This window comes from Zongyangia hominis, assembly GCF_014385095.1.
GTDB lineage: Bacteria > Bacillota > Clostridia > Oscillospirales > Ruminococcaceae > Zongyangia > Zongyangia hominis.
In genome coordinates this window covers 750,895-770,902 of the sequence record NZ_JACRTC010000001.1, presented here as the reverse complement: position 1 = coordinate 770,902, position 20,008 = coordinate 750,895, and the positions used below count along the sequence as shown (strand labels likewise).

Sequence of the window (20,008 nt, the reverse complement as noted above, 5' to 3'; positions counted from 1 at the left end):
CGACTGGAAGTGGCCGGAAGGCAGCGGTTCTGGTTCCGACTCCGGCAAGAAAAACCCGAACTCCGGTGACAGCAGCATGCTGCCCATCGCTCTGGCCGTTCTGGCTGCGAGCGCTGGCGTATTCCTCATCCTGACCCGCAAGAAAAATAAATAAGTTATGAAAAAAGGGACATCCGAAAGGATGTCCCTTTTTTTGATCCGTCTTCAATGGGACGGCTCCATCTTTTATTATTCTCTGTTCTTCTTTTTTCGCTCCATCATCTCGTCCACAACATCGTCTTTGGCCAAAGGGATGTCATAGATTTTGCTGTAGGATTCTGTTTCCGGTTTGGTGATGGGAGCTGCCGGCATCAGTCCAGTGCACTCCGTCGCGGAAGCGACCTCCATCATTTCGTCATAAAGCTCTTCATCATCAAGCATGTCGTAGGGGCGGGGAGGATTTTTTTCATCCATGAGAAACACACTCCTTTCGTTATAGTGTTCCCCCGGAAGCATCCCCTTATGATTTGGTAAATCTTTTCCAAGAATCTGTCTTCCGGAAATGGATGCTCCGCAATGCCCCTGTCAGATGGGGGTTCTCTTTCACATAAAAGCAAGGCAGCGCTTGGTATAAAAATGTTTGGAATTTGTAGCAAACTTTCAAAAAAGTGGAAAGTTCGACAAGTGTTTTTCATTTTGACAAAAAATGCTGGAATTTATCGTGCGATTTTTCACCGGGAAAAGGGCGGCAAACATTGTGTTTTTATGCGAAATGAGGTAAAATAATACCGATTTAGAATTCTTTTGAAGGAGTGGCGGCTGCCCAGGTAGCTGCTTTTTCCATGCAGGAGATGAATGAGCGCATGATAACCTACATCGCTTGTATTTCGAAAAAGAACGGGGTACAATAGAAAGAATTTGACTGGAAAACGCTCTGATACCAAAGTAGGAAGGAGAAAAGCGATGCAGATAGCAATTGTTGACGATTCGCAGATGGACCGCCGGTATCTGTGGGAATTTTTAAACCGCTATTGTGAAGAACAATGTCTGCAAGCTCAACTCAGAGAGTTTGAAAGCGGGGATGAATTTCTGAAAGAGAGCGAATGCAAGGACTATGCCATTGTATTTCTGGACATTTACATGGACAAACTCAACGGTATAGAAACAGCTAAGAAGCTCCGCCAGATGGGAAGCGAATGTTTACTGATTTTTTGCACAACCAGTGAACATTTTGCGGTGGAAAGCTATCGGGTGCGGGCATTTGATTATTTGGTAAAACCTTATTCCTTTGCTAGGCTTTCGGAAACTATGAAGCTGTGCGATCAGGCCCTTTGCCGCCGCGCCCATTATATCGAGGTCAAAGAAGGGCGCACCTTTGTCAAAATTCCGCTGCACAGCATTATTTATACCGATTATTATAACCACTATATCCAAATTCACACCAAGGAGCGGATGGTCCGCTGCTACCAGAGATTTCCTGATTTTGCGCCCAAACTGTTATGTTATCCTCAATTCCTCTGCTGTTATCGCAACTGCATCGTCAATATGGATGAGGTGGAGGAATTGGGTGAACAGGATTTCGTCATGTCCAGCGGCGACTGGGTGCCGATTGCCCGCAAACTGCGCCAGGAGGTCCGTCAAAAATACGCCGATTATGCCTTTGATAAGCTGGAGGGAATCGGTTAGCCGCGGATCTTTTCCGGCAGTATGTGCCAAAATGAAAATGGTTGTGCCCGCTAGTTAGCCGATAGAAACTAGTGGCGCGAAGGAAAACCGCGAGCATAAGAGACAGGGGAGGCGATATAATGCCCTTTACGGAACAGACCCTTCAATTTTTAACGGAAAACCGCCTGCGTGACAGCAAGGAGTGGTTTAACGAGCACAAGGAGGATTACCGCCGCTTGGTACTGGAGCCGATGCAGGAGCTGGTGGGAAAGCTCACCCCCACAATGCTGGACATCGACCCCCAGTTTACGACGGAGCCCAAAGTGGACAAGACCATCTGCCGCATTTGGCGTGACACCCGTTACTCCAAGGATAAATCCAGGTACCGGGAGAACATGTGGCTCATATTTAAAAGGGGCAAGATGCACGGCACCCAGGTTCCCGGCCTCTATTTTGAAATTTCACCCAGTGGGTTTTGCTATGGCGGCGGCTTTTACAGCCCCTCCACCGACTATATGAATACGCTGCGAAAGCTCATTTTGGAAGGCGACGCTGTGGCTAAAAAGGCCATGAAAGCTTACAAAGAGCAATCGGTCTTTACGTTGGAAGGCGAGAAATTCAAGCGACCGCGCTATCCCAATGCGCCGGAGGAACAGCGCCGGTGGCTGGAACTGCGGGGCATCCACTTCGAAGCGGAGAGCCGGGATGCGGGCCTGCTCTTTTCCGATGCCCTTGCCGATAAGCTCTGCGAGGACTTCCGCCATCTAGCCCCCATCTATCAGTTTCTCTTGCATACCTCTCAGATCTTGCACGAAAAGGAGCTGCAGCGCCCCGCTCTCCTATAACGCAGTTTTGGCGGGTTGAGGCTGAGCCAAGCGCGCATGGCTTTTTAACTATGAAAATAGTCGGCGGCCGTAGAGCACCATGAAAAAAGGCGGTCTTGCTGCAGCTTGTACAGAAATAACCAAGACGGGCCGAAAGTGCCATGACACTTTCGGCCCACTTTGTGAACGATACGAGGAGTAGAATGAATCACTGGAAGAAGAACTTTTTTACCATTTGGAGCGGCCAGGCGGTGTCTCAGTTTTCCAGCGCCGTCCTTCAATTTGCCATCGTGTGGTATCTGACCGACCACACCGGCTCGGCGCTGGTGCTGTCCGCGTCCATGCTCATGGGCTTTTTGCCCCAGGGCATCTTGGGACCGTTCATCGGAGTGCTCATTGACCGGTATGACCGCAAACGAATTATGGTCTGGTCCGATCTATTTATCGCCGGAACCAGCCTAGTGCTGGTGGCGGCGGGCTTTTGGGGGGAGCCGCCGGTGTGGCTTATCCTCTTAGTGCTCCTGTGCCGGTCGGTGGGCTCGGCGCTTCACAATCCCTGCCTTCAGGCGGTGACGCCTCAGATTGTGCCGGAGGAGGAACTGACCCGGTGCTCCGGCTATTCCCAGTCCCTCCAGTCCATTTCACAGATCGTCTCCCCGGCGGTGGCGGCTGTCCTTTACAGTTGGTGGAGCCTGTCCGCCATCGTCTTGCTGGATGTGCTGGGGGCGGTGGCGGCCGTCATCACCCTGACGGTCAGCGAAATTCCCAAACTGGAAAAACCGAAGGTAGAAGGAAAGCCTCACGTACTCCGAGAGGCGAGGGAGGGCTTTCGCATCCTCCGTTCCAAGCGGGGGATATTGGGGCTCGTACTCATCAGCGCCCTGTATTCCCTGGCGCTCATGCCCACCAGCGCTCTCTTTCCGCTGATGAGTATGTCCTATTTTGGTGGGACCAGCGTCCACGCCAGCATCGCGGAGATCACTTTTTCGGTGGGGCTCCTCATCGGCTCCCTGGTCCTCTCGGTCTGGGGCGGGACGAGGAGGAAGGTGCGCACCATTGTGGGCTCCTATCTTCTGATGAGCGCCTCCCTCATTCTTTCGGGACTATTACCCCGCTCGGGCTTTGCAGCCTTTGCCGTCCTCTCCTGTCTGATGGGCGTCTCCGGCCCCTTCTACTGGGGGATGTATACGCCACTTTTGCAGCAGAGCTTTGAAGGACGGTATCTGGGCCGGGTCATGGCCCTTTCCAGTTCCATCATGGTCATCTGTTCTCCCATAGGGCTTTCGCTGTCCGGCGCCTTTGCCGAAGTTTTCGGCGTGCAGAACTGGTTTATTGTGGCGGGTCTGCTCACTTTACTGGCGGCGGCTCTCTGCGTGCTGGTCCCGTCGGTGGCCCACTGCGACGGGCAGAAGGAATAAGGGCCTTTAGAGAGCAAAAAACGCGTCTGCGAAAAGCAGACGCGTTTTTATTTTACCAATGTGTGTGGCGCGGCACCCAAGGCACAGCGCCGCACCGGAGACGGCCAAGACGTCATTTGGGGTCATGCCGGGCCGCGGCGTCTTCGATTGGTCAGACCGGTGCTTAATAACAGTTGCGTTCCAACCGCTATTTATCATGCCGCTCGCTGACAACGCCCAGTCGATAGGCGGCCAGCAGGAGCTTGAGGTCCGCGATGAGCTCTCGGATGCCCTCTCCCGCGTCGGTCTCGTCCACCTTGATGCGGGAGGAGGCCCGGTCGAAGACCACCTGGGTGGATAGGATGTCCTTGTTTAACTTAATGGCGTTGTCGAGCCCCGCGAAGGGCTCGTGGGAGCACAGCCGTAGGCCGTAGGAATTGTAAATTAAAGTATACCCCGCAATGCCGGTGGTGGACTGGTAGGCCCGGCAGAAGCCGCCGTCGATGACGATGAGCTTGCCGCCGGCTTTGATGGGGCTTTCCCCGGCCCCCGCCTTGACCGGCATGTGGCCGTTGATGATGTGGGAATAGGGGGTGCCCAGCCCGAACTGGCCCAGTAGAAAGGTGGCGATGTCCTCGTCGTCGGTGTAGCGGTAATAGGCGTTTTTCGGCTCCTCCCAGGCGCTGGGGTCGTCCACCCAGAGCCGCTCAAAGGTGGCGATCTTTTTGCGCCCGCAAAGGGGAGAGTTGCGCCCGCACCATAAAAACCACAAAAAGTCCTTGCCGTACTGCTTCTCCGGCGTGCCCTCCCTGGCGTAATAGCCCCGGCGCGCCACGGCGTCGGCGTAGTCCATGAGGCCGCGCCCGGACAGGGTTTGTCCGCCGAAGGAAAACTCCATCAGGGAGCCGTCGGGGTTTAGGGGGATGCAGCCGTGGAAAAGCAGGTTTTTGTTAAAGCACTTGTAGAGGCTCCCCTTGGAGTAGAGGAACTGGACGTGGCGCTGGAGCTTCTCGCTGTGCTGGAAGGCGCTTTTGAGCTGGCGCATGAGGAGGGCCTCCTCCTCGGTGAGGGCGTAGGGGTCGTCCCGGTCCACAGTAGGGAAGTCGCAGTCGGTGAGGGGGTAGCGCTTCCCCTCGATTTCGATGGTGCCGGCCTCGTAGTCGATGCGGTGTAAAAGCATCCGGTCGTCCATCCGATACTCGGGGTGGCGCTTGATGATCTGCCCCTCCAATTTAAACTGTATGATGGCAATGGCCTTGTGCATCCGGGCACCCAGCATCAGGTCCTTGCGGTTATAATTGCCCTCGGCCACGGTCCGGGGCATGAAACGGGAGATGTCCGCGTCCTTATAGACTTCGTTGGCAAAGAGGGCCAGCGGCCGCAGGCTGATGCCGTAGCCGCCCTCGATGACTTCCAGGTTGTTATAGGTGATCGAGTTATTGAGCACGGTGGCCACACAGGTGCGGCTGCCGGTGGCGGCGCCCATCCAGAGGATGTCGTGGTTGCCCCACTGGATATCCACGCAGTGATGTTCCATCAGACAGTCTAAGACGATGTCGGCCCGGGGCCCCCGGTCGAAGATGTCGCCGACAATATGCAGCCGGTCCACGATGAGGCGTTTGATGGTGGTGCACAGGGCGATGATGAAGTCGTCGGCCCGATCGATGTCGATGATGGTGGAAAGGATGTTGGCGTAATAGTCCTGCTTGTTGAGGGCGTCATAGCTTAGGTTGATGAGCTCGTCGATAATGTAGGCAAAGTCCTCGGGCAGGGCCTTGCGGACTTTGGAGCGGGTGTATTTGCTGCCCAAAAGCCGGCAGATTTCCATGAGCCGGTTGAGGGTGATCTTGTACCATTCGGATAAATCCTCGTTTCGCTCGGAAATCTCCTGGAGCTTTGCCTTGGGGTAGTAGATCAGAGTGGAAAGCTCCGCCCTCTCCGCCGCGGGAACGGTGTTTTGATACAGCGCGTCCACCTTCTCCCGGATGGCGCCGGAAGCGCTGTTTCGAATGTGAATGAAGGCCTCATACTCCCCGTGGAGATCGGACATAAAGTGCTCGGTGCCCTTGGGAAGCCCCAAAATGGCCTGCAGGTTGATAATCTCGGTGGAGGCGGATTGGATGTTGGGATATTGGTGGGAAAGCATCCGCAAGTATTTGAGATGCTGCATCACGTCTTCTTTGGTGGGTTTTATCAGATCCATGCGGTCAACCTCTCTTCTTTGTCGATCGAAGTAGGAAAAGCCCCTGTCCGGGACCAAATTGTCATAATTTCAGTATACTCTGCCGGGCTTGGACTGTCAATTTTTAGGAGCCGGATCACCGTAGGAAAGGGACGGACCGGCGGATAGGGGGCTGGTTTAACGGCATGCGGCGCTCGGAATAATTTTCCCGCAAAAGACTTGACTTAAGGAGGGGCGGGGACTATTGTAGAAGTAAGAGAACATGTTTGCCGGCGCACGGCAGAGAGGAGCGAAACAAATGAAATACATGAATCTAAAAAACACGGATTTGCAGGTTTCGAACATTGTCATGGGCTGTATGCACCTGACCGAGCTTGACAAGTCTCAGGCGGAAAAACACATTCGGACGGCCATGGAGCAGGGAATCAATTTCTTTGACCATGCGGACGTCTACGACGGAGGCAAATGCGAGAGCCTGTTTGCCGAGGCGCTGGACATGAACGACGACCTGCGGGAGAAGATGATTCTCCAGAGCAAGGTGGGCATCCGCCGCCTGCCCGGCAACCACACCATCTACGACTTCTCCAAAGATCATTTGCTGGAAGCGGTGGACGCAAGCCTCAAACGTCTGCGCACCGATTATCTGGACGTGCTGCTTTTGCACCGCCCCGACGCGCTGGTGGAGCCGGAGGAAGTCGCGGAGGCCTTCGCCATCCTCCACGCCAGCGGCAAGGTCCGCTATTTCGGCGTCTCCAACCAGAACCCCTATCAGATGGAGTTATTGCAAAAATATGTACCCTATAAGCTCATCGCCAACCAGCTGGAACTGAGCATCTGCTACTCGAGAATGATCGACATCGGCATCGCCGTCAACATGGATCTGGACCAGAGCACCATCCGCGAGGGCGGCATTCTGGATTACTGCCGCCTCCATGACGTGACGATTCAGGCGTGGTCCCCGTTCCAGAAGGACTACTTCGGCGGCGTGTTCGTCGGCGACGAGGAACATTACCCCGAGCTCAACGCCGTTATGGACCGGCTGGCCAAGAAATACAATGTCACCAAGAACGCCATCGCCACCGGCTGGATTGCCCGCCATCCGGCCAACATGCAGATCATTGTGGGCACCATGAACGACCAGCGCCTGATCGAGAGCTGCCAGGGTTCCGAGCTGCCTCTGACGAAGGCTGAGTGGTATGAAATCTACGAGGCTTCCGGCAAGATGATTCCTTAATCTAAAGTGTTAGAACAAAAAACGTCTGAGTCGGAGACTCAGACGTTTTTTTCATGGAAGTCTAGTTTTTCCACATAAGCTTTGAGGTCATCCACCGAGTGAAACTGGTCCAGATGGAAACACAGTTCCCGCTTCACGGCTTCGGGAAGGGAGTCGTAATAACCCGCCATGTCCAGGTCGCCGCCAAAGCCAAAGCTAAAAGGATGCATTTCTGACATGCAGCATCACCTCAAAGGTAGTATCTGCAAAAGCGGGGACTTTATCCCCGGATGGCCCGCTCAGGAGGAACGCAGGTGATCGATGGAGGCCATAAATTCATCTTCCGGAAGGTTCTGGCCCAAAACCACAATATCCCCAGCCAGGAGGAGAGTGGAACCCTTGGGGAGAATCACTTCTTGGCCCCGTTTGATCATGACAACCAAAATGTGTTCGGGAATTCCCGCCTCCATCAGCGTTTTGTCCGCCCAACGGCTGTTTCCCTCTACGGTAAACTCATAGAGCTTCATGCTGCCTTCCTCCTGGTAGTCGTTGAAGGTGCGTAAAACCGATTCGTTTTCCTCCACCAGATCCAGCTTTTTGGCGAAGGAGGGGATGAAGGTTCCCTGTACGCCCACCGAGAAGAGGCTGACAAAAAAGATCATGTGGAAGATGTAGTTGCCCAGTCCCACGTGCATGGCCACAGCGGAGATGGCGAAGACGATGGAGGCGGCGCCCCGCAGTCCCACCCAGGAGATAAAAATTTTCTGCTTGAGGGGAAAGCGAAAGAAGCTGAGGATGCCGAAGGTGGCGGCTGGGCGGGCGATGAGGATCATAAAGACGGAGAGGAGGATACCCGGTCCGATGACGGCAGGAAGCTGGGAAGGGAAGGAGAGCAGCCCCAGCACAAAGAAGAGCATGACCTGCATTAGCCACGAGATGCCGTTGAAGAAGTGAATCAGGCTTCTCTTGTGTAGGATGCGGCTGTTGCCCAGGAGGATACCGATGAGGTAGACACATAGGTATCCGTTGCCTCCCAGCGACTCGCACAGGCCGTAGCCTAGCACCACGATGCCCACGGTAAAGAGGGGATAAAGTCCGTCTACCTCCAAATTGATGCGCTTGAGAACGAGGACGGCCACTTTGGCGAAGATGAATCCCAGTCCCAGCCCCAATCCCACTTGGGAAAGGAGCATAAGTCCGATGTTCTTTTCCCCACCGGTGAGGAAGCTGAGCACGATCATGGTCAGCATATAAGAGCAGGGGTCATTGCTGCCGCTCTCCACCTCCAAGAGGGAAGCGATGCCCCCTTTGAGATTGAGCTTGCGGGAACGCAGGATGCCGAAGACGGAGGCGGCGTCGGTAGAGGAGACGGTGGCGCCGATGAGCAGGCTTTCGAGGAAGCTGCGCTGAAAACAAAAGTAGCAGAAAAGCCCGGTGAGCAGGGCGGTGATGACCACGCCCAGGGTGGACATGAGGATGGAGGGGAGCAACACTGGCCGGGCCGCCTTCAGATTGGTTTCAAAGCCGCCGAAGAACATGATGAAGATGAGGCCCACGGAACAGACTTGCTGGGCCAAGGCGAAGTTATCAAACTGGATGCCCACCAAGCCGTCGGAGCCAAACAGCATGCCAAGCACCAGGAAAATAAGCAGGGAGGGAATTCCAAAGCGGTAGAGCAGCTTGCTGGAAGCTACGCATAACAAAAGAACCACGGCGCCAATGATCAAAAGCTGTACCATTAAATCCCTCTTCTCTCATTTTCTTGAATTTATCCATCATCATTATATCAAAGAAGAAGAGGAGATACAACCAAAGAATGAATAAAATACAAATTTTAAATTCATAATTATGCGTTTTAAATAATATTTTTATTTATAGACGCATAAATATGAATTGTAGCAACGCTAAATGTGCAGGTAAGAGCACGAATGTTATATTGGCAAAGATAGTCAAAAGGAAACATCTTTGCTGCGGATTCGACGATTTTTTGAGGAGGATATTGACAATGAATTTGCCATCATGTATAATATTATCTGTTGTCAGCTCAGACAATCGGGGTATAGCGCAGCTTGGTAGCGCGCTTGGTTCGGGACCAAGAGGCCGGGAGTTCGAGTCTCCCTACTCCGACCATAAAAAAGACCAGAAAACGGCTTGTTTAAGCAGTTTTCTGGTCTTATTTCTTTATTCTTTTATTCTTGGCAGAAGGATATTTTACGGTATTTTCAGTTTTTGGGGGGAGAGGATGGCCCAGCATGCCATCCGGGGCAAGGAAGGGAACGGCTCCATCACCTATTACAGCGCGATGTACAATTATGAGTGTCACATATGCTCAAATTATGCATGGTTATGTTCCTTTTACATGGGTGCCTGTCTTGGATAGCTTCCGTTATTCTCCACTCGCCAGAATGTCTTTGGGCCGCCGCTTGAGGATGGAAGAGCCTGAGAAGAAGGTTGCGCCTCCGATAATCGCAGTGCCACCGGCAATCATCCATTCTATATCCCCAGCATTCACTTTAATGTCAATGCGCTCCGGCGCTTTCCCCGCAGCCTCGTAGAATATGAAAGAACTTTCAGACCTGTATTTAGCCTCCATCTGTTCAGGTGTTGTCGCCTGAAGAACGGCGTTACCCACCGGGTTGGCAGCAGATACGGCGATGACGGTGGAGAGTAGATAAGCGGCAACCGAGATCATAGTAAGTTCCACAAACATCTGCCCCACAATCTTCACTTTCCCAATGCCCATGGAAAGATAGATTCCCATCTCTCGCTTTCGGTTTCGCACTTCCATTGTCAAGATGAGCAGCAGGAGGGCCACGCACCCGGCCAACACCAGCACGATCAACACGATAGATAAGGTGGTCATGGTTCTTAGCGGTGCCGCCGATGTCTTGTATGCGGAATCATCGACGGAAACATGAAAGTACATCCAGTTGATGGTATCCAGAGCTTTGACTTCTTTAATGACATCCTTGAGGTGCGCGGGGTCGTCCACATAGAAATACACAAAGCTGTATTGTTCTTTAAAGCTCCAGTTCCTGTATGCTTGCATCACCGTGGATTCATCACAATAAATCGTGTTACCTGGTATTAAAAATTCTGTTGAATATTTTGACGCTTCTGTATTAGCAAAAATTTTGTAAACACCCACTACTTCCAGATGAAAAGGCTTTCCACTGGTGCTGTTAAAACCCCTTGCCTGCAATTCGTCCCGGCACTCCGCCGTGAAGGTATCTCCCACGGATAGGTGATTGAGTGCCGCAAGCTCTTCTGAAATGATTGCTTTGCTGACGTCTCCCGGCTGGATGTGCCGCCCCTCTATGAGCTTAATGCCTCCCGTGCGGAAATGCTGGTGGTATTCGCTGTTGTTGGTCCCATAAAAGCTAGGAGAACGGACCTCTACCTCGTTTGGGTGGGAAGGGACCGGCGATGGTATTCCCTCATCAATATTGCTTTGAATGAGGCCAGGAATCAGTTTGGCATCACTCATATAGAGACAAATCCATGAGCTGGTACTGTAAGTCTTGATTCCTTTAACTTTTATTATTTCCTTGACCAATTCATCGTTGACGGCGGGACCGGTGTAGGCTTTCGTTACCCGCCCATCCTCGTGCTGCGTGATCTTCCAGAGCTTGGGGTCGTCCTCGATGACAGTCGGCTGCACTTCAAAGCTGCCACCCAGACTTTTTTGCAGATCATCGGCCGCGCTCATGGCCCCGCGGGCCACGGCCAAGGCAATAAGGGCAAGGGAGGACATGACCGTGAGAATGAGCAGGAGTAGAATGGTTTTTCCTCTTTTCCTTCGGACATACAATAACGCCCTTTTCCATAGATTCATGGAGTACTCCTTTCTTTGTTTAGCCCAAGCGCTCCAGTCCAAATTAAGAAGGAAAGGAAATGATGGCGGGAGGAACAAATTGTTCCTCCCGCTTCGCTATTGCAACAAGACAGGCACCGGTTATGGCTACATCATCATTTAATTAACGACCGCTGGAAATGCTTAGATGGACTGCATTGCTCTCCGGTTGTCTGCGATTTGACTACCAGAATCATTTGCCTGCGAACTTTCCCCCCATTTGCAAATACAGAGCAGGCCGCAGCCACAGGTATAGCTGAGAGCTATGGGGTTAATGACGCTAAATCTTTTGTGAAGTTTCCGCATGGTTATGCTCCTTTCACGTGGGTGCCTGTCTTGGATAGCTTTCTTTATTACCCACCGCTTAGAATGTCCTTAGGCTTTCGTTTGAGGATAGGGGCCGCAGCGCCCATGGTTGCCGCCGCAATGACCGCCGTGCCACCGGCGATCATCCATCCCACATCCCCGGCGGAAACTTGGATGTCGATGCGCTCCGGCGCTTGCCCCGCTGCCTCATAGAACAGCATAATACTGTCCAATTTATACTTTGCCTCCATCTGTTCGGGTTTTGTCGCCTGAAGAATGGCGTTACCCACCGGGTTTGCCGCCGTTACGGCGATGACGGTGGAGAGCAGATAGGCGATAACCGAGATCACGACAAGCTCTACAAACATCTGCCCGGCAATCTTCCCTTTCCTAATACCAATGGAAAGGTAAATGCCCATCTCTTTCTTTCTTTCCTTTACTTGCATTGTCAAAATAAGCAGCAAAAGGGCAATGCACCCGGCCAATACCAAAACGATCAACACAGCAGCCAGCATAATCATGGTGTTGAGCGGAGCCGCCGAAGCTTTGTAAGCGGAATCATCGACAGATACATGAAAGTACATCCAGTTGATGGTATCCAGAGCTTTGACTTCCTTGATGACATCATTGAGGTGCGCCGGGTCATCCACATAGAAATAGACAAAGTTGTATTCTTTTTTGAAATTCCAGTTTTGAAGGGCCTCCATTACTGTGGTTTCATCACAGTATATCATGTTGACTGGCAATAAAAATTCCGCTGTATATTTTGATGGTTCCGTATTGACAAGAATTTGATATATACCAACCACTTCCAGATAAAAGGGTTCGCCGCTGATGCTGTTAAATCCTCTCGCCTGCAGCTCGTCTCGGCACTCCGCTGTGAAGGTATCTCCCACGGATAGATGGTTAAGTGCGGCAAATTCCTCGGAAATTAGCGCCTTGTTAATATCTCCCGGCTGGATGTGCCGTCCCTCTATGAGCTTAATGCCTCCCGTGCGGAAATGCTGGTGGTATTCACTGCTGTTGGTCCCATAAAAGCTGACAGAACGGGCCATGATCTCATTTGGCATGGACGGTACTGATGATGGAATACCCTCGTCAATATCGCTTTGATAACCGCCCTCTATTGGTTTCACATCACTAAGATAGAGGGAAATCCATGAGCTGGTGCAGTAGGTTTTGATTCCTTTAACTTTCATTATTTCCTTGACCAGCTCATCGTTGACGGCGGGACCGGTGTAGGTTTTGGTTACCCGCCCATCCTCGTGCTGTGTGATCTTCCAGAGCTTGGGGTCGTCCTCGATAACGGTAGGTTGCACTTCAAAGCTGCCACCCAGACTTTTTTGCAGGTCATCGGCCGCGCTCATGGCCCCGCGGGCCACGGCCAAGGCGATAAGGGCAAGGGAGGACATGACCGTGAGGATGAGCAGGAGCAGAATGGTTTTTCCTCTTTTCCTTCGGACATACAATAACGCCCTTTTCCATAGATTCATGGAGTACTCCTTTCTTTGCCAATATTAACCTGGAAACTCATGTAGCTCTGGCCAGTCCTCCAAAAATGCGTCGGCCAACCCTCGAATGGTGAATACCATGTAATTTCTATGCTCCAATGACTTTGAGACGGGACATTGTAACTCCTCCCGCAGCTCTCGGAACACATAGAGAAAATCTTCCATGGAAATACCGGCTTTGTCGCTTAAAAGATGGGTGTCCATCCCCATTTCTTTATCCGCCACCTGGACAATCACACTTTGTATCTTCTTCTGCAATTCGATTTCCGTCATCTTCTCATTCCTCCTATACTGCGGCAAGATTTCCTTCTAAAATAGCTATCAGGTGGGCAATTGCCTCCCGAACCCCCGCCTTGTCCCCGATGTCAGCAATGGGGCAGGGAGAGGAAAGATAGGAAGGGAGCAGTTTCTTTCGCAGCTCATCGGATAGATGGAGGTATTCAAATCGGAGCTGTTCGTCGTCGTATTCAATCTTCTGTCGGGACAGCACAAACGCTTCCACTTCGATCTCATATTTCCACCGGCACAATAATCGAAACTGTTCCAAGTCCTCCGATGTCAGGCGGTCATTAAAATATAGGTTCATTATGCCCACATCGACAGAAAGCGCGCCTGCGATTGCCAGGGATATTTCCGAAAAGTGGTTGTACTCCTTGTCGCCTATTTTGCCTATCCCTCCCGGCAGCTCCACAACAATGACATCCGACGGAGATTCCTTGCAGAGCTGATGGACCATGTGATTGAGAATAAGTACCTTCTGTTCCATCGAGAGTTGTTCGCTGTTAAGCTCAAGTGGTAAGCTGTACATGCCAAACAGCGGCCCTAAAGAATTTGCAGCAAGGCAAACGGGCGCATACCCCTTCTTTTCCAGTACGTCCTTAATAATCAGCATGGTTTCAAACTTATCACAGTTTTCCCCCATGCCCATGACCGCTATCACTGGCACCGTGATCTGGTAAACCTTTTGCGGTGACAGCCCTTTTCCAATGGGATAAGGCCGATAGAGAAGGTTCGTTTTCACGGAGGGCAATTCTCCCAGCTCCCGCGCGAGGCGGGGAGTGAGCAGGATTTCTTTTTTCGCCTTTGCCGCTTTTTCTATCAGCCGCTTGTACTTGTCGAATCTCAAGTTTTCGATATTATCACATAGGAGCAGGGCGTCGCTGCGTTCCAGAACACGATCCGCGTCGGCGTCCGCATATATTCCATACCGCTTTTCCCATGCGTCCAGGCGGGCGCTATGCTCTGCAAAATCGGATAGGGCAGTAATTTCATAGTCCTTGAACGCGGGAGGGTAATCGAGCAGAATCTTCGCATCTGCATTGCAGGGAAAAAGGGTTAGCTTTTTCATGTACGATCATCTCCTTCCTGTGGCAGGTCATAGCCAAATTCGTGGAGAACGCAGATTTCCCGCAGATCAGACAGTTCCCGAAACTTTTCGTCGGCGCATACTTTGCACTTATCAGCCTTGCAGGGCATCCCTTCAAAATCCACTTGATTCATGCACATCATGCAGCCACGGAGATTCCAGCACTCCTTGCACTCGTCCGCTGTAATCTGCCCGCAGTTTAAGAGCCGCGCCGCCTTTTCCTCGTCAATGCCTTCGTCCAGCGACCCGATGCAAAAATACTCGGATGTTTCGCTCACCTTTTCGCAGGGAAAGAAAGCACCGTCCACCGAGACAAACAGTCTTTTATTGCCAGGCACACAAGGTCCCCCGTGGGATATGACAGACGGCAACGGCGTGTGCTGATATAGTCCCTGGTATACCTGCATCCGGTGGGCGCGGGTGGACTGCATCAAGGCGCTGGTACACTCGATATCCAGCATGTTGGCGTGTGCCAAAAGTAGCTTCAAGTATTCGTACCGGCGCAAGAGCTTTGAGGGTTCATCGTAATTGATCGTTTCCTTTGCCCCTTTGGTGGCCACGCTGTTATAGACAAAGCGACTGTCTGCAAGGTATTCATTGGCCTCAAAATAGTCCATGGCGCAGCCCAGATCCATTTTTGGATTGATAGTTGTCATGATGGCAATATCCTTCATGAAGTCCGGGTGGGCCTCTTTGATCTCCCGGATATGATTCATGATGGTGTCAAAAGAACCCTGCCCTGACCGGAATTTCCGGTTGACATCGTGATCTTCTTTTGTCCCGTCCAAGCTGATGGAGAGATGGAAATGGTGTTCGTAGAGATAATCGACAACTTCCGGTGTGAGCAGCGTTCCGTTGGTGGTCATAGAAAAATGTATTTCCTTCCCCTCCACATGCTCCGTTATGTAGGAGACACATTGCTTGATCAGGGGAAAGGCCAGCAGCGGTTCACCACCATAAAAGGAGATGGTCAGCGTGTCTCTCTCGTCGGTTCGCTCCAAATAGAAGTCAATCGCGCGCTTGGCAGTTTCCCATTCCATCCATTGATTGGCGTGTACACGCATATGCGTATAGCCGCCGCCGTAGCAACAGTAGCCGCAGCGCAGGTTGCACTGTTGCGTCACCTGCAAAATCAGTTGGCCCAACCGGTGCGCGATATAGTGTGAAAGATAATCAGTGGAGGGATGTTTAATTTCTGTAACAACATTTTTTTGCAACACGCCTTGCTCTTGCAGCATTGCAATCACGATGCTGTCCTCTGGGAGAAGTTCCCCACGTTCCACCCTTTGCAGTTCTTCAAACTCCGCATCGGGTAACGCAAAAACCGAATGAGTGTGCCTATCGTAGACATAGCCATTTAGCTTTGTGCGAAAGGTTTTGAAAATGATGTCTTTTGCCATTTTGTCCCCTCCTTTTTAATAATCCCGACTATTCTTCCATTTTGCAGCTCGATCATTTGATCCATACAATCGAGAATATCCCGGCGATGGGTAACGACCAAAAGAAAATCGTGGGTATCCTGCCTTATGTAGTGATTAAAATCCTCGTCCGATTCTTTGTCATAATTGGAGGTAGGTTCATCGAGAACGAAAATTTTTGCGTCTCGATGGAGCGCCCGCAACAGGGCGATTTTCTGGCGCTCCCCGCCGGAAAGCTTCGCACCGCCACTACCCGCCTGGGTTTCATATCCTTCCTGCCTTCCATTAATAAAATCCGTGCAAAATGGAATTCGCGCCTCTTCTCCCAGCGGTGCCCCGTCCAGACAAATATTGTCCCGAAGGGAAGCATGAAACAGGTGGATGTCCTGGGTGACGACGCCGAAAAGCTTCCGGTAATCCTCTATTTTATATTGAGAAATAGGCACCCTATCCAGAAGAATTTGCCCCGTCGTAGGCTCATAGAGGCGCAGGAGTAAGTTGATAAGGGTGCTTTTCCCGCTGCCATTTTCTCCGATAATCGCTGTTTTCTCCCCACGCCGCAGGGTGAAGTTCACATCCTGCAAAATGTTCTTGCCGTCCAGCTCCAGTCCCACATGAGAAAACTCGATGCGCTCCACCGTGTTTCCGGGCGGAAGCTGTCCGCCGCCCTCTTCCTCCATTTGAAAGAAGGATCCGAGACTTTCTAGGTTTGGCTTAATCTGCTGCAGTACATACCGCAGTTGCAGGAAAATTGTCACAGGTAAAGTCAGGTAGGAAGCGAAGGAGAGGAACGCCATCAGACCACCCAGGGTCAGCCGTTGACCTAAGATTAGATAAGCGCCCACTACGTAGAGGCCAGTCAGCACCACCTGTTCTACACTGGCACCAACGCTGTTGTTTTTGGCCTGCAACAGAATCTGCCGCTTGCTGGATTCGTTGATACCGGTGACAAGTTCTCCATATTCCTTCAGCTTTTTGTCGTGCAGTCCCCAGAGCTTGACATCCAACATGCCCTGCACTACATCTTCCAGCCAGCGGTGATACGCCTGGTTTTTGTCCCGGACCTCCCGGCTTATGCGTTCGGCACGTTTGGATAAGAAGCAATTAAGCACATATTTAATCGGTATCAGAGCCGTCACGCACAGGGCCAACCGCCAGTCTAACAGATAGAGACCGACGCCGATGCCGACAATTTCAAATATTAAAATAAAGATGGTCAAAAATTGGCTTTGGGCAATGGAAAGCAATGCGTTGATGTCAAAAAAAGCGTCGCTGATGATCTTGTAGATTCCTTGGTCCTTATAGTATAGAGATTTAATTTTCATGCCGTGGGAGATAGATTTCATTTGCAGATTTTTAGCCACATCGTTGCTGATGTCAATTTCAATTTTCTTTTGAACGTACTCGATGATTTGCTTTAGAAGAAAAAACAGCACCAGAAGAACCACGCAATAGATTACATGAGGTATATGAACTGATACCAGCCCTTTGTCAATCATGGACTGGCTGATAAAAGGCGTGATGGCAGAGAAAGCAGATACGAGGAGAGATAGAGCCATGATACCAGCAATTTGTAACCGATATGATTTCATCATTCGTAAAATCGCTCGAATTTTCATCATCATATCTCCATTTATGAAAAGTAATAATATTATTTGTTGCTTTCAATTTCTTACAAATTTGATATTAATTAATTATAGAATAGTTTAGGAATCCGATAGTGTCAAGCGTTAAAATAGATAGTAATTAAATGGTTTCTTGTCAAATATGACAAAAAATATAATTATTTTGTCAATTAAATTCAATTATAATTATAAAATTCATACCGCTTATGGACAACAATGCGAAATGTGGTCGATTTTCACGTTCCCTATCCTACCCGCAAAGTGGCAATATCATTACAACCATCCACCCAAAACAATTTGAAGTCTCCAGTCGCTGCTCATCCGGGAGAATGTGGGATCCGTCGTCAACGCCTGCGACGCGGGCCGGGAGTTCGAGTCTCCCTACTCGGACCAGAAGAAAAGACCGTCGACAAATGTCGGCGGTCTTTATTATTTCCCAAGAAAGCCTTAACGGATTTGCTCAAACACAAAAAAGAATGCGAAAACTTTCCAGTAGGGGCTCTCCCATGGCTCGTCCATCAGCCTCCCGTATATATTTTCTATGGTTTTCCCCACAGTAGGCCAACATGCGTTTGCTTTTTTGTCCAACTGGTTCATGACGGACATTCTGCGGCTGCGGGCCATTCGTGCCAAACGCAACAGCTCGCTCGGCGGTTTTGTCGAACAGGAACTGATATCAAAGAACAGCCAATTCAGATGTACCCCCAAACAACGTGCCAGGTCGAGGCAATGAGATAGGGTGGGTATTTTTTTCCCTTGTTCTACTTTACAAATAAAGCTGGTGGATACGCTCAGTTTTTGCGCCAGCTGTTGTTGCGTGAGTCCGTTGAGTCTGCGAAAATCGCTGACCCGCATACCAAAATAATATTTTAAATCATCCGCACTGACCTGCCCTATGCCCCAAGCAAGCTCAAAGTCCTCCATCTGACCGCCTTCTTTCATTTTTACTGCTGGGTGCAGTATATCATAAATGAGGGAATCTTCCCAGGGTCTGGTGGTGTCAGTTTTTCATTCCTTGGAGTTTGAGGCCCTTTTAGTAAAAAACGATAGTAAAAAGCCAGAAAAGCTACGAAATAAGTGCTTTTCTGGCTTTTTTTGAATGATGATTTGTGGATATATACGAGAAATCCGCACGTTTTTTGTAAGAGGGAGAGTTACAATGGAGCGCAAAAGTCAGCATAGGCAGGTGTCATTCGAGGATCCTGCCGTCGGTGGAGATGGTTACAACCTGCCAGGGGATAAACTTACCGCTTGTTTGTAACGCGCGCTTGACCGCGTTTTCAATACCGCCGCAGCAGGGAACCTCCATGCGTACCACCGTGACACTTTTGATCTCATTGTTTGCAAGGATTTGGGTTAGCTTGTCGGCGTAGTCCCCTTCATCCAGCTTAGGGCAGCCAATCAGTGTGACCTTGTTTTTTATAAACTCGTTGTGAAAATTCCCATAGGCATATGCGGTGCAGTCCGCCGCGACCAGCAAATTCGCCTGATGGAAATAGGGCGCCTGGACCGGGACCAGCTTGATCTGTACCGGCCACTGGGATAGACGGCTGACGGGAGCGGCAAGGGCCTCCTGATGGGCTCCGTCCTCCCCGTCCGTATGAACGATGGATTTGGATTGGGTACCTGGACAGCCGCAAGGGAGCTGACCAGCTCTTTTCGCGGCCTGATTGGCCTTGACCGCAGCTTCGTTGTAGGCGGGCGCCTCCCGCTCCTCAAAGGATATGGCATTCGTCGGGCAGGCGGGCAGACAGTCGCCCAAACCATCGCAATAATCCTCCCGCATCAGTTTTGCCTTGCCATTCACCATAGCAATGGCGCCCTCATGGCATGCTTCGGCACAGGCGCCGCAGCCGTTGCACTTTTCTTCGTCTATTTTTATAATTTTCCGTAACATCATTTTTTCTCCTTTTTTTACTGGATTCTTTGATTGTATTATACTAAAATGAACAAAATAGATATGTTGGAAATCCAACAAAAGGAGGGCCAATGAAAAATTTTTTTGATGTTCTAACACAGTGCCCGTTGTTCCAGGGCATGGAAGTGGCCAAGCTGCCCGAACTGCTTGCATGCCTGGAAGCCAAGGTAACAGCCTATGGTAAGTATCAACCGGTCTTTTTAGAGGGAGATCCGGCAAAGGATATAGGAATTGTCCTGTCTGGAGAAGTCCAGATTGTAAAGGAAGACTATTTCGGCAACCGCAATATTGTAGCCCTCATCGAACCCTCCCAGATTTTTGGGGAGGCGTTTGCCTGTGCAGGAGTAGAGACGCTTCCGGTGAGCGCCGTCGCCAGCTGCGGCAGCGAGGTGATGCTCATTGGCTGTGGGCATATCATTACGCCCTGCAAAAATTCCTGTGCAGATCACAACCGCTTGATTTACAACCTCTTACAGGTGATGGCGTCCAAAAACCTCTTTCTTAACAAAAAGCTGGAGTTTGTCTCGAAGCGCACTACCAAGGAAAAATTGATGGCCTTTCTACTGGAAGAGGCCAAACGCTATGGGGGCGATACTTTTACCATTCAGTATAATAGGCAGGAGCTTGCGGACTATCTGGGGGTGGAACGAAGCGCTATGTCGGCGGAGCTGGGCAAGTTGCGGGATGATGGAAAAATTAAATTCCATAAAAACCACTTTCAAATTTTGTGAAGGCGGGCAGTACAGCAATT

The 20,008-nt window shown here is 50.9% G+C and carries 18 protein-coding genes and 1 tRNA gene; 7 read left to right on the top strand and 12 right to left on the bottom strand.

Features of this window, described 5'->3' with window-relative positions; genetic code table 11:
- Nucleotides 1-154 (top strand): LPXTG cell wall anchor domain-containing protein (locus H8709_RS11865; RefSeq protein ID WP_392391650.1); only part of this gene is annotated, 154 nt, incomplete at its 5' end.
- A 74-nt stretch (nucleotides 155-228) separates the two neighbouring features.
- Here the strand turns inward: H8709_RS11865 and H8709_RS03470 are convergent.
- Nucleotides 229-453 (bottom strand): hypothetical protein, encoded by a 225-nt coding sequence (locus H8709_RS03470; RefSeq protein WP_262396968.1) that lies wholly within the window; start codon nucleotides 451-453, stop codon nucleotides 229-231.
- Nucleotides 454-942: 489 nt separating this feature from the next.
- On the opposite strand from H8709_RS03470, the gene H8709_RS03465 reads away from it, so the two are divergent.
- From H8709_RS03465 to H8709_RS03455, 3 genes are all read left to right on the top strand, one after another.
- On the top strand, nucleotides 943-1,665 hold the full coding sequence (locus H8709_RS03465; protein ID WP_262396967.1) for a LytR/AlgR family response regulator transcription factor: 723 nt from the start codon (nucleotides 943-945) through the stop codon (nucleotides 1,663-1,665).
- A 119-nt stretch (nucleotides 1,666-1,784) separates the two neighbouring features.
- A complete protein-coding gene (locus tag H8709_RS03460; protein ID WP_262396966.1) occupies nucleotides 1,785-2,489 on the top strand; it encodes a DUF2461 domain-containing protein in 705 nt (234 codons plus the stop codon).
- Nucleotides 2,490-2,671: 182 nt separating this feature from the next.
- Nucleotides 2,672-3,886: an MFS transporter gene (locus H8709_RS03455; protein WP_262396965.1), complete on the top strand. Its 1,215-nt coding sequence runs from the start codon at nucleotides 2,672-2,674 to the stop codon at nucleotides 3,884-3,886.
- Nucleotides 3,887-4,073: 187 nt separating this feature from the next.
- Here the strand turns inward: H8709_RS03455 and H8709_RS03450 are convergent, their stop codons facing one another.
- Entirely contained in the window at nucleotides 4,074-6,068 is a 1,995-nt protein-coding gene (locus H8709_RS03450; protein WP_262396964.1) for a fructose-1,6-bisphosphatase, read from the bottom strand.
- Between the two features lie 277 nt (nucleotides 6,069-6,345).
- On the opposite strand from H8709_RS03450, the gene H8709_RS03445 reads away from it, so the two are divergent.
- Nucleotides 6,346-7,281, top strand: a complete 936-nt coding sequence (locus tag H8709_RS03445; protein ID WP_262396963.1) for an aldo/keto reductase — start codon at nucleotides 6,346-6,348, stop codon at nucleotides 7,279-7,281.
- Between the two features lie 38 nt (nucleotides 7,282-7,319).
- On the opposite strand, the gene H8709_RS03440 is transcribed toward H8709_RS03445, so the two are convergent.
- The gene (locus H8709_RS03440) at nucleotides 7,320-7,499 is read right to left on the bottom strand and encodes a hypothetical protein (protein ID WP_262396962.1); all 180 of its coding nucleotides are present in this window, start codon (nucleotides 7,497-7,499) and stop codon (nucleotides 7,320-7,322) included.
- Nucleotides 7,500-7,559: 60 nt separating this feature from the next.
- Entirely contained in the window at nucleotides 7,560-8,999 is a 1,440-nt protein-coding gene (locus H8709_RS03435) for a potassium/proton antiporter (RefSeq protein ID WP_262396961.1), read from the bottom strand.
- A 314-nt stretch (nucleotides 9,000-9,313) separates the two neighbouring features.
- On the opposite strand from H8709_RS03435, the gene H8709_RS03430 reads away from it, so the two are divergent.
- Nucleotides 9,314-9,390 (top strand) — tRNA-Pro (locus H8709_RS03430).
- Nucleotides 9,391-9,646: 256 nt separating this feature from the next.
- Here H8709_RS03430 and H8709_RS03425 read toward each other — a convergent pair.
- The 8 genes from H8709_RS03425 to H8709_RS03390 form a co-directional block, all read right to left on the bottom strand.
- The gene (locus H8709_RS03425; RefSeq protein WP_262396960.1) at nucleotides 9,647-11,095 is read right to left on the bottom strand and encodes an ABC transporter permease; all 1,449 of its coding nucleotides are present in this window, start codon (nucleotides 11,093-11,095) and stop codon (nucleotides 9,647-9,649) included.
- A 371-nt stretch (nucleotides 11,096-11,466) separates the two neighbouring features.
- Nucleotides 11,467-12,912 (bottom strand): ABC transporter permease, encoded by a 1,446-nt coding sequence (locus H8709_RS03420; RefSeq protein WP_262396959.1) that lies wholly within the window; start codon nucleotides 12,910-12,912, stop codon nucleotides 11,467-11,469.
- A gap of 24 nt (nucleotides 12,913-12,936) precedes the next feature.
- Complete coding sequence (locus H8709_RS03415; RefSeq protein WP_262396958.1) at nucleotides 12,937-13,203, bottom strand: hypothetical protein; 267 nt, start codon at nucleotides 13,201-13,203, stop codon at nucleotides 12,937-12,939.
- Nucleotides 13,204-13,216: 13 nt separating this feature from the next.
- On the bottom strand, nucleotides 13,217-14,278 hold the full coding sequence (locus tag H8709_RS03410; RefSeq protein WP_262396957.1) for a TIGR04066 family peptide maturation system protein: 1,062 nt from the start codon (nucleotides 14,276-14,278) through the stop codon (nucleotides 13,217-13,219).
- Nucleotides 14,275-15,696, bottom strand: coding sequence for a Cys-rich peptide radical SAM maturase CcpM (ccpM, locus tag H8709_RS03405; RefSeq protein ID WP_262396956.1), 1,422 nt, complete (start codon nucleotides 15,694-15,696; stop codon nucleotides 14,275-14,277). The genes H8709_RS03410 and ccpM overlap by 4 nt, the downstream gene beginning before the upstream one ends.
- Nucleotides 15,654-17,339, bottom strand: coding sequence for an ABC transporter ATP-binding protein (locus H8709_RS03400; RefSeq protein WP_262396955.1), 1,686 nt, complete (start codon nucleotides 17,337-17,339; stop codon nucleotides 15,654-15,656). Before H8709_RS03400 ends, ccpM begins: the two co-directional genes overlap by 43 nt.
- A 447-nt stretch (nucleotides 17,340-17,786) precedes the next feature.
- Nucleotides 17,787-18,263 carry a helix-turn-helix domain-containing protein gene (locus tag H8709_RS03395; RefSeq protein WP_262396954.1) on the bottom strand — a complete coding sequence of 159 codons (477 nt, stop codon included), beginning with the start codon at nucleotides 18,261-18,263 and terminating at the stop codon, nucleotides 17,787-17,789.
- Between the two features lie 265 nt (nucleotides 18,264-18,528).
- Nucleotides 18,529-19,236, bottom strand: a complete 708-nt coding sequence (locus H8709_RS03390; protein ID WP_262396993.1) for an ATP-binding protein — start codon at nucleotides 19,234-19,236, stop codon at nucleotides 18,529-18,531.
- Between the two features lie 92 nt (nucleotides 19,237-19,328).
- Between H8709_RS03390 and H8709_RS03385 the strand changes: the two genes are divergently transcribed.
- Entirely contained in the window at nucleotides 19,329-19,988 is a 660-nt protein-coding gene (locus H8709_RS03385; protein ID WP_262396953.1) for a Crp/Fnr family transcriptional regulator, read from the top strand.
- The last annotated feature ends 20 nt before the right edge of the window (nucleotides 19,989-20,008 follow it).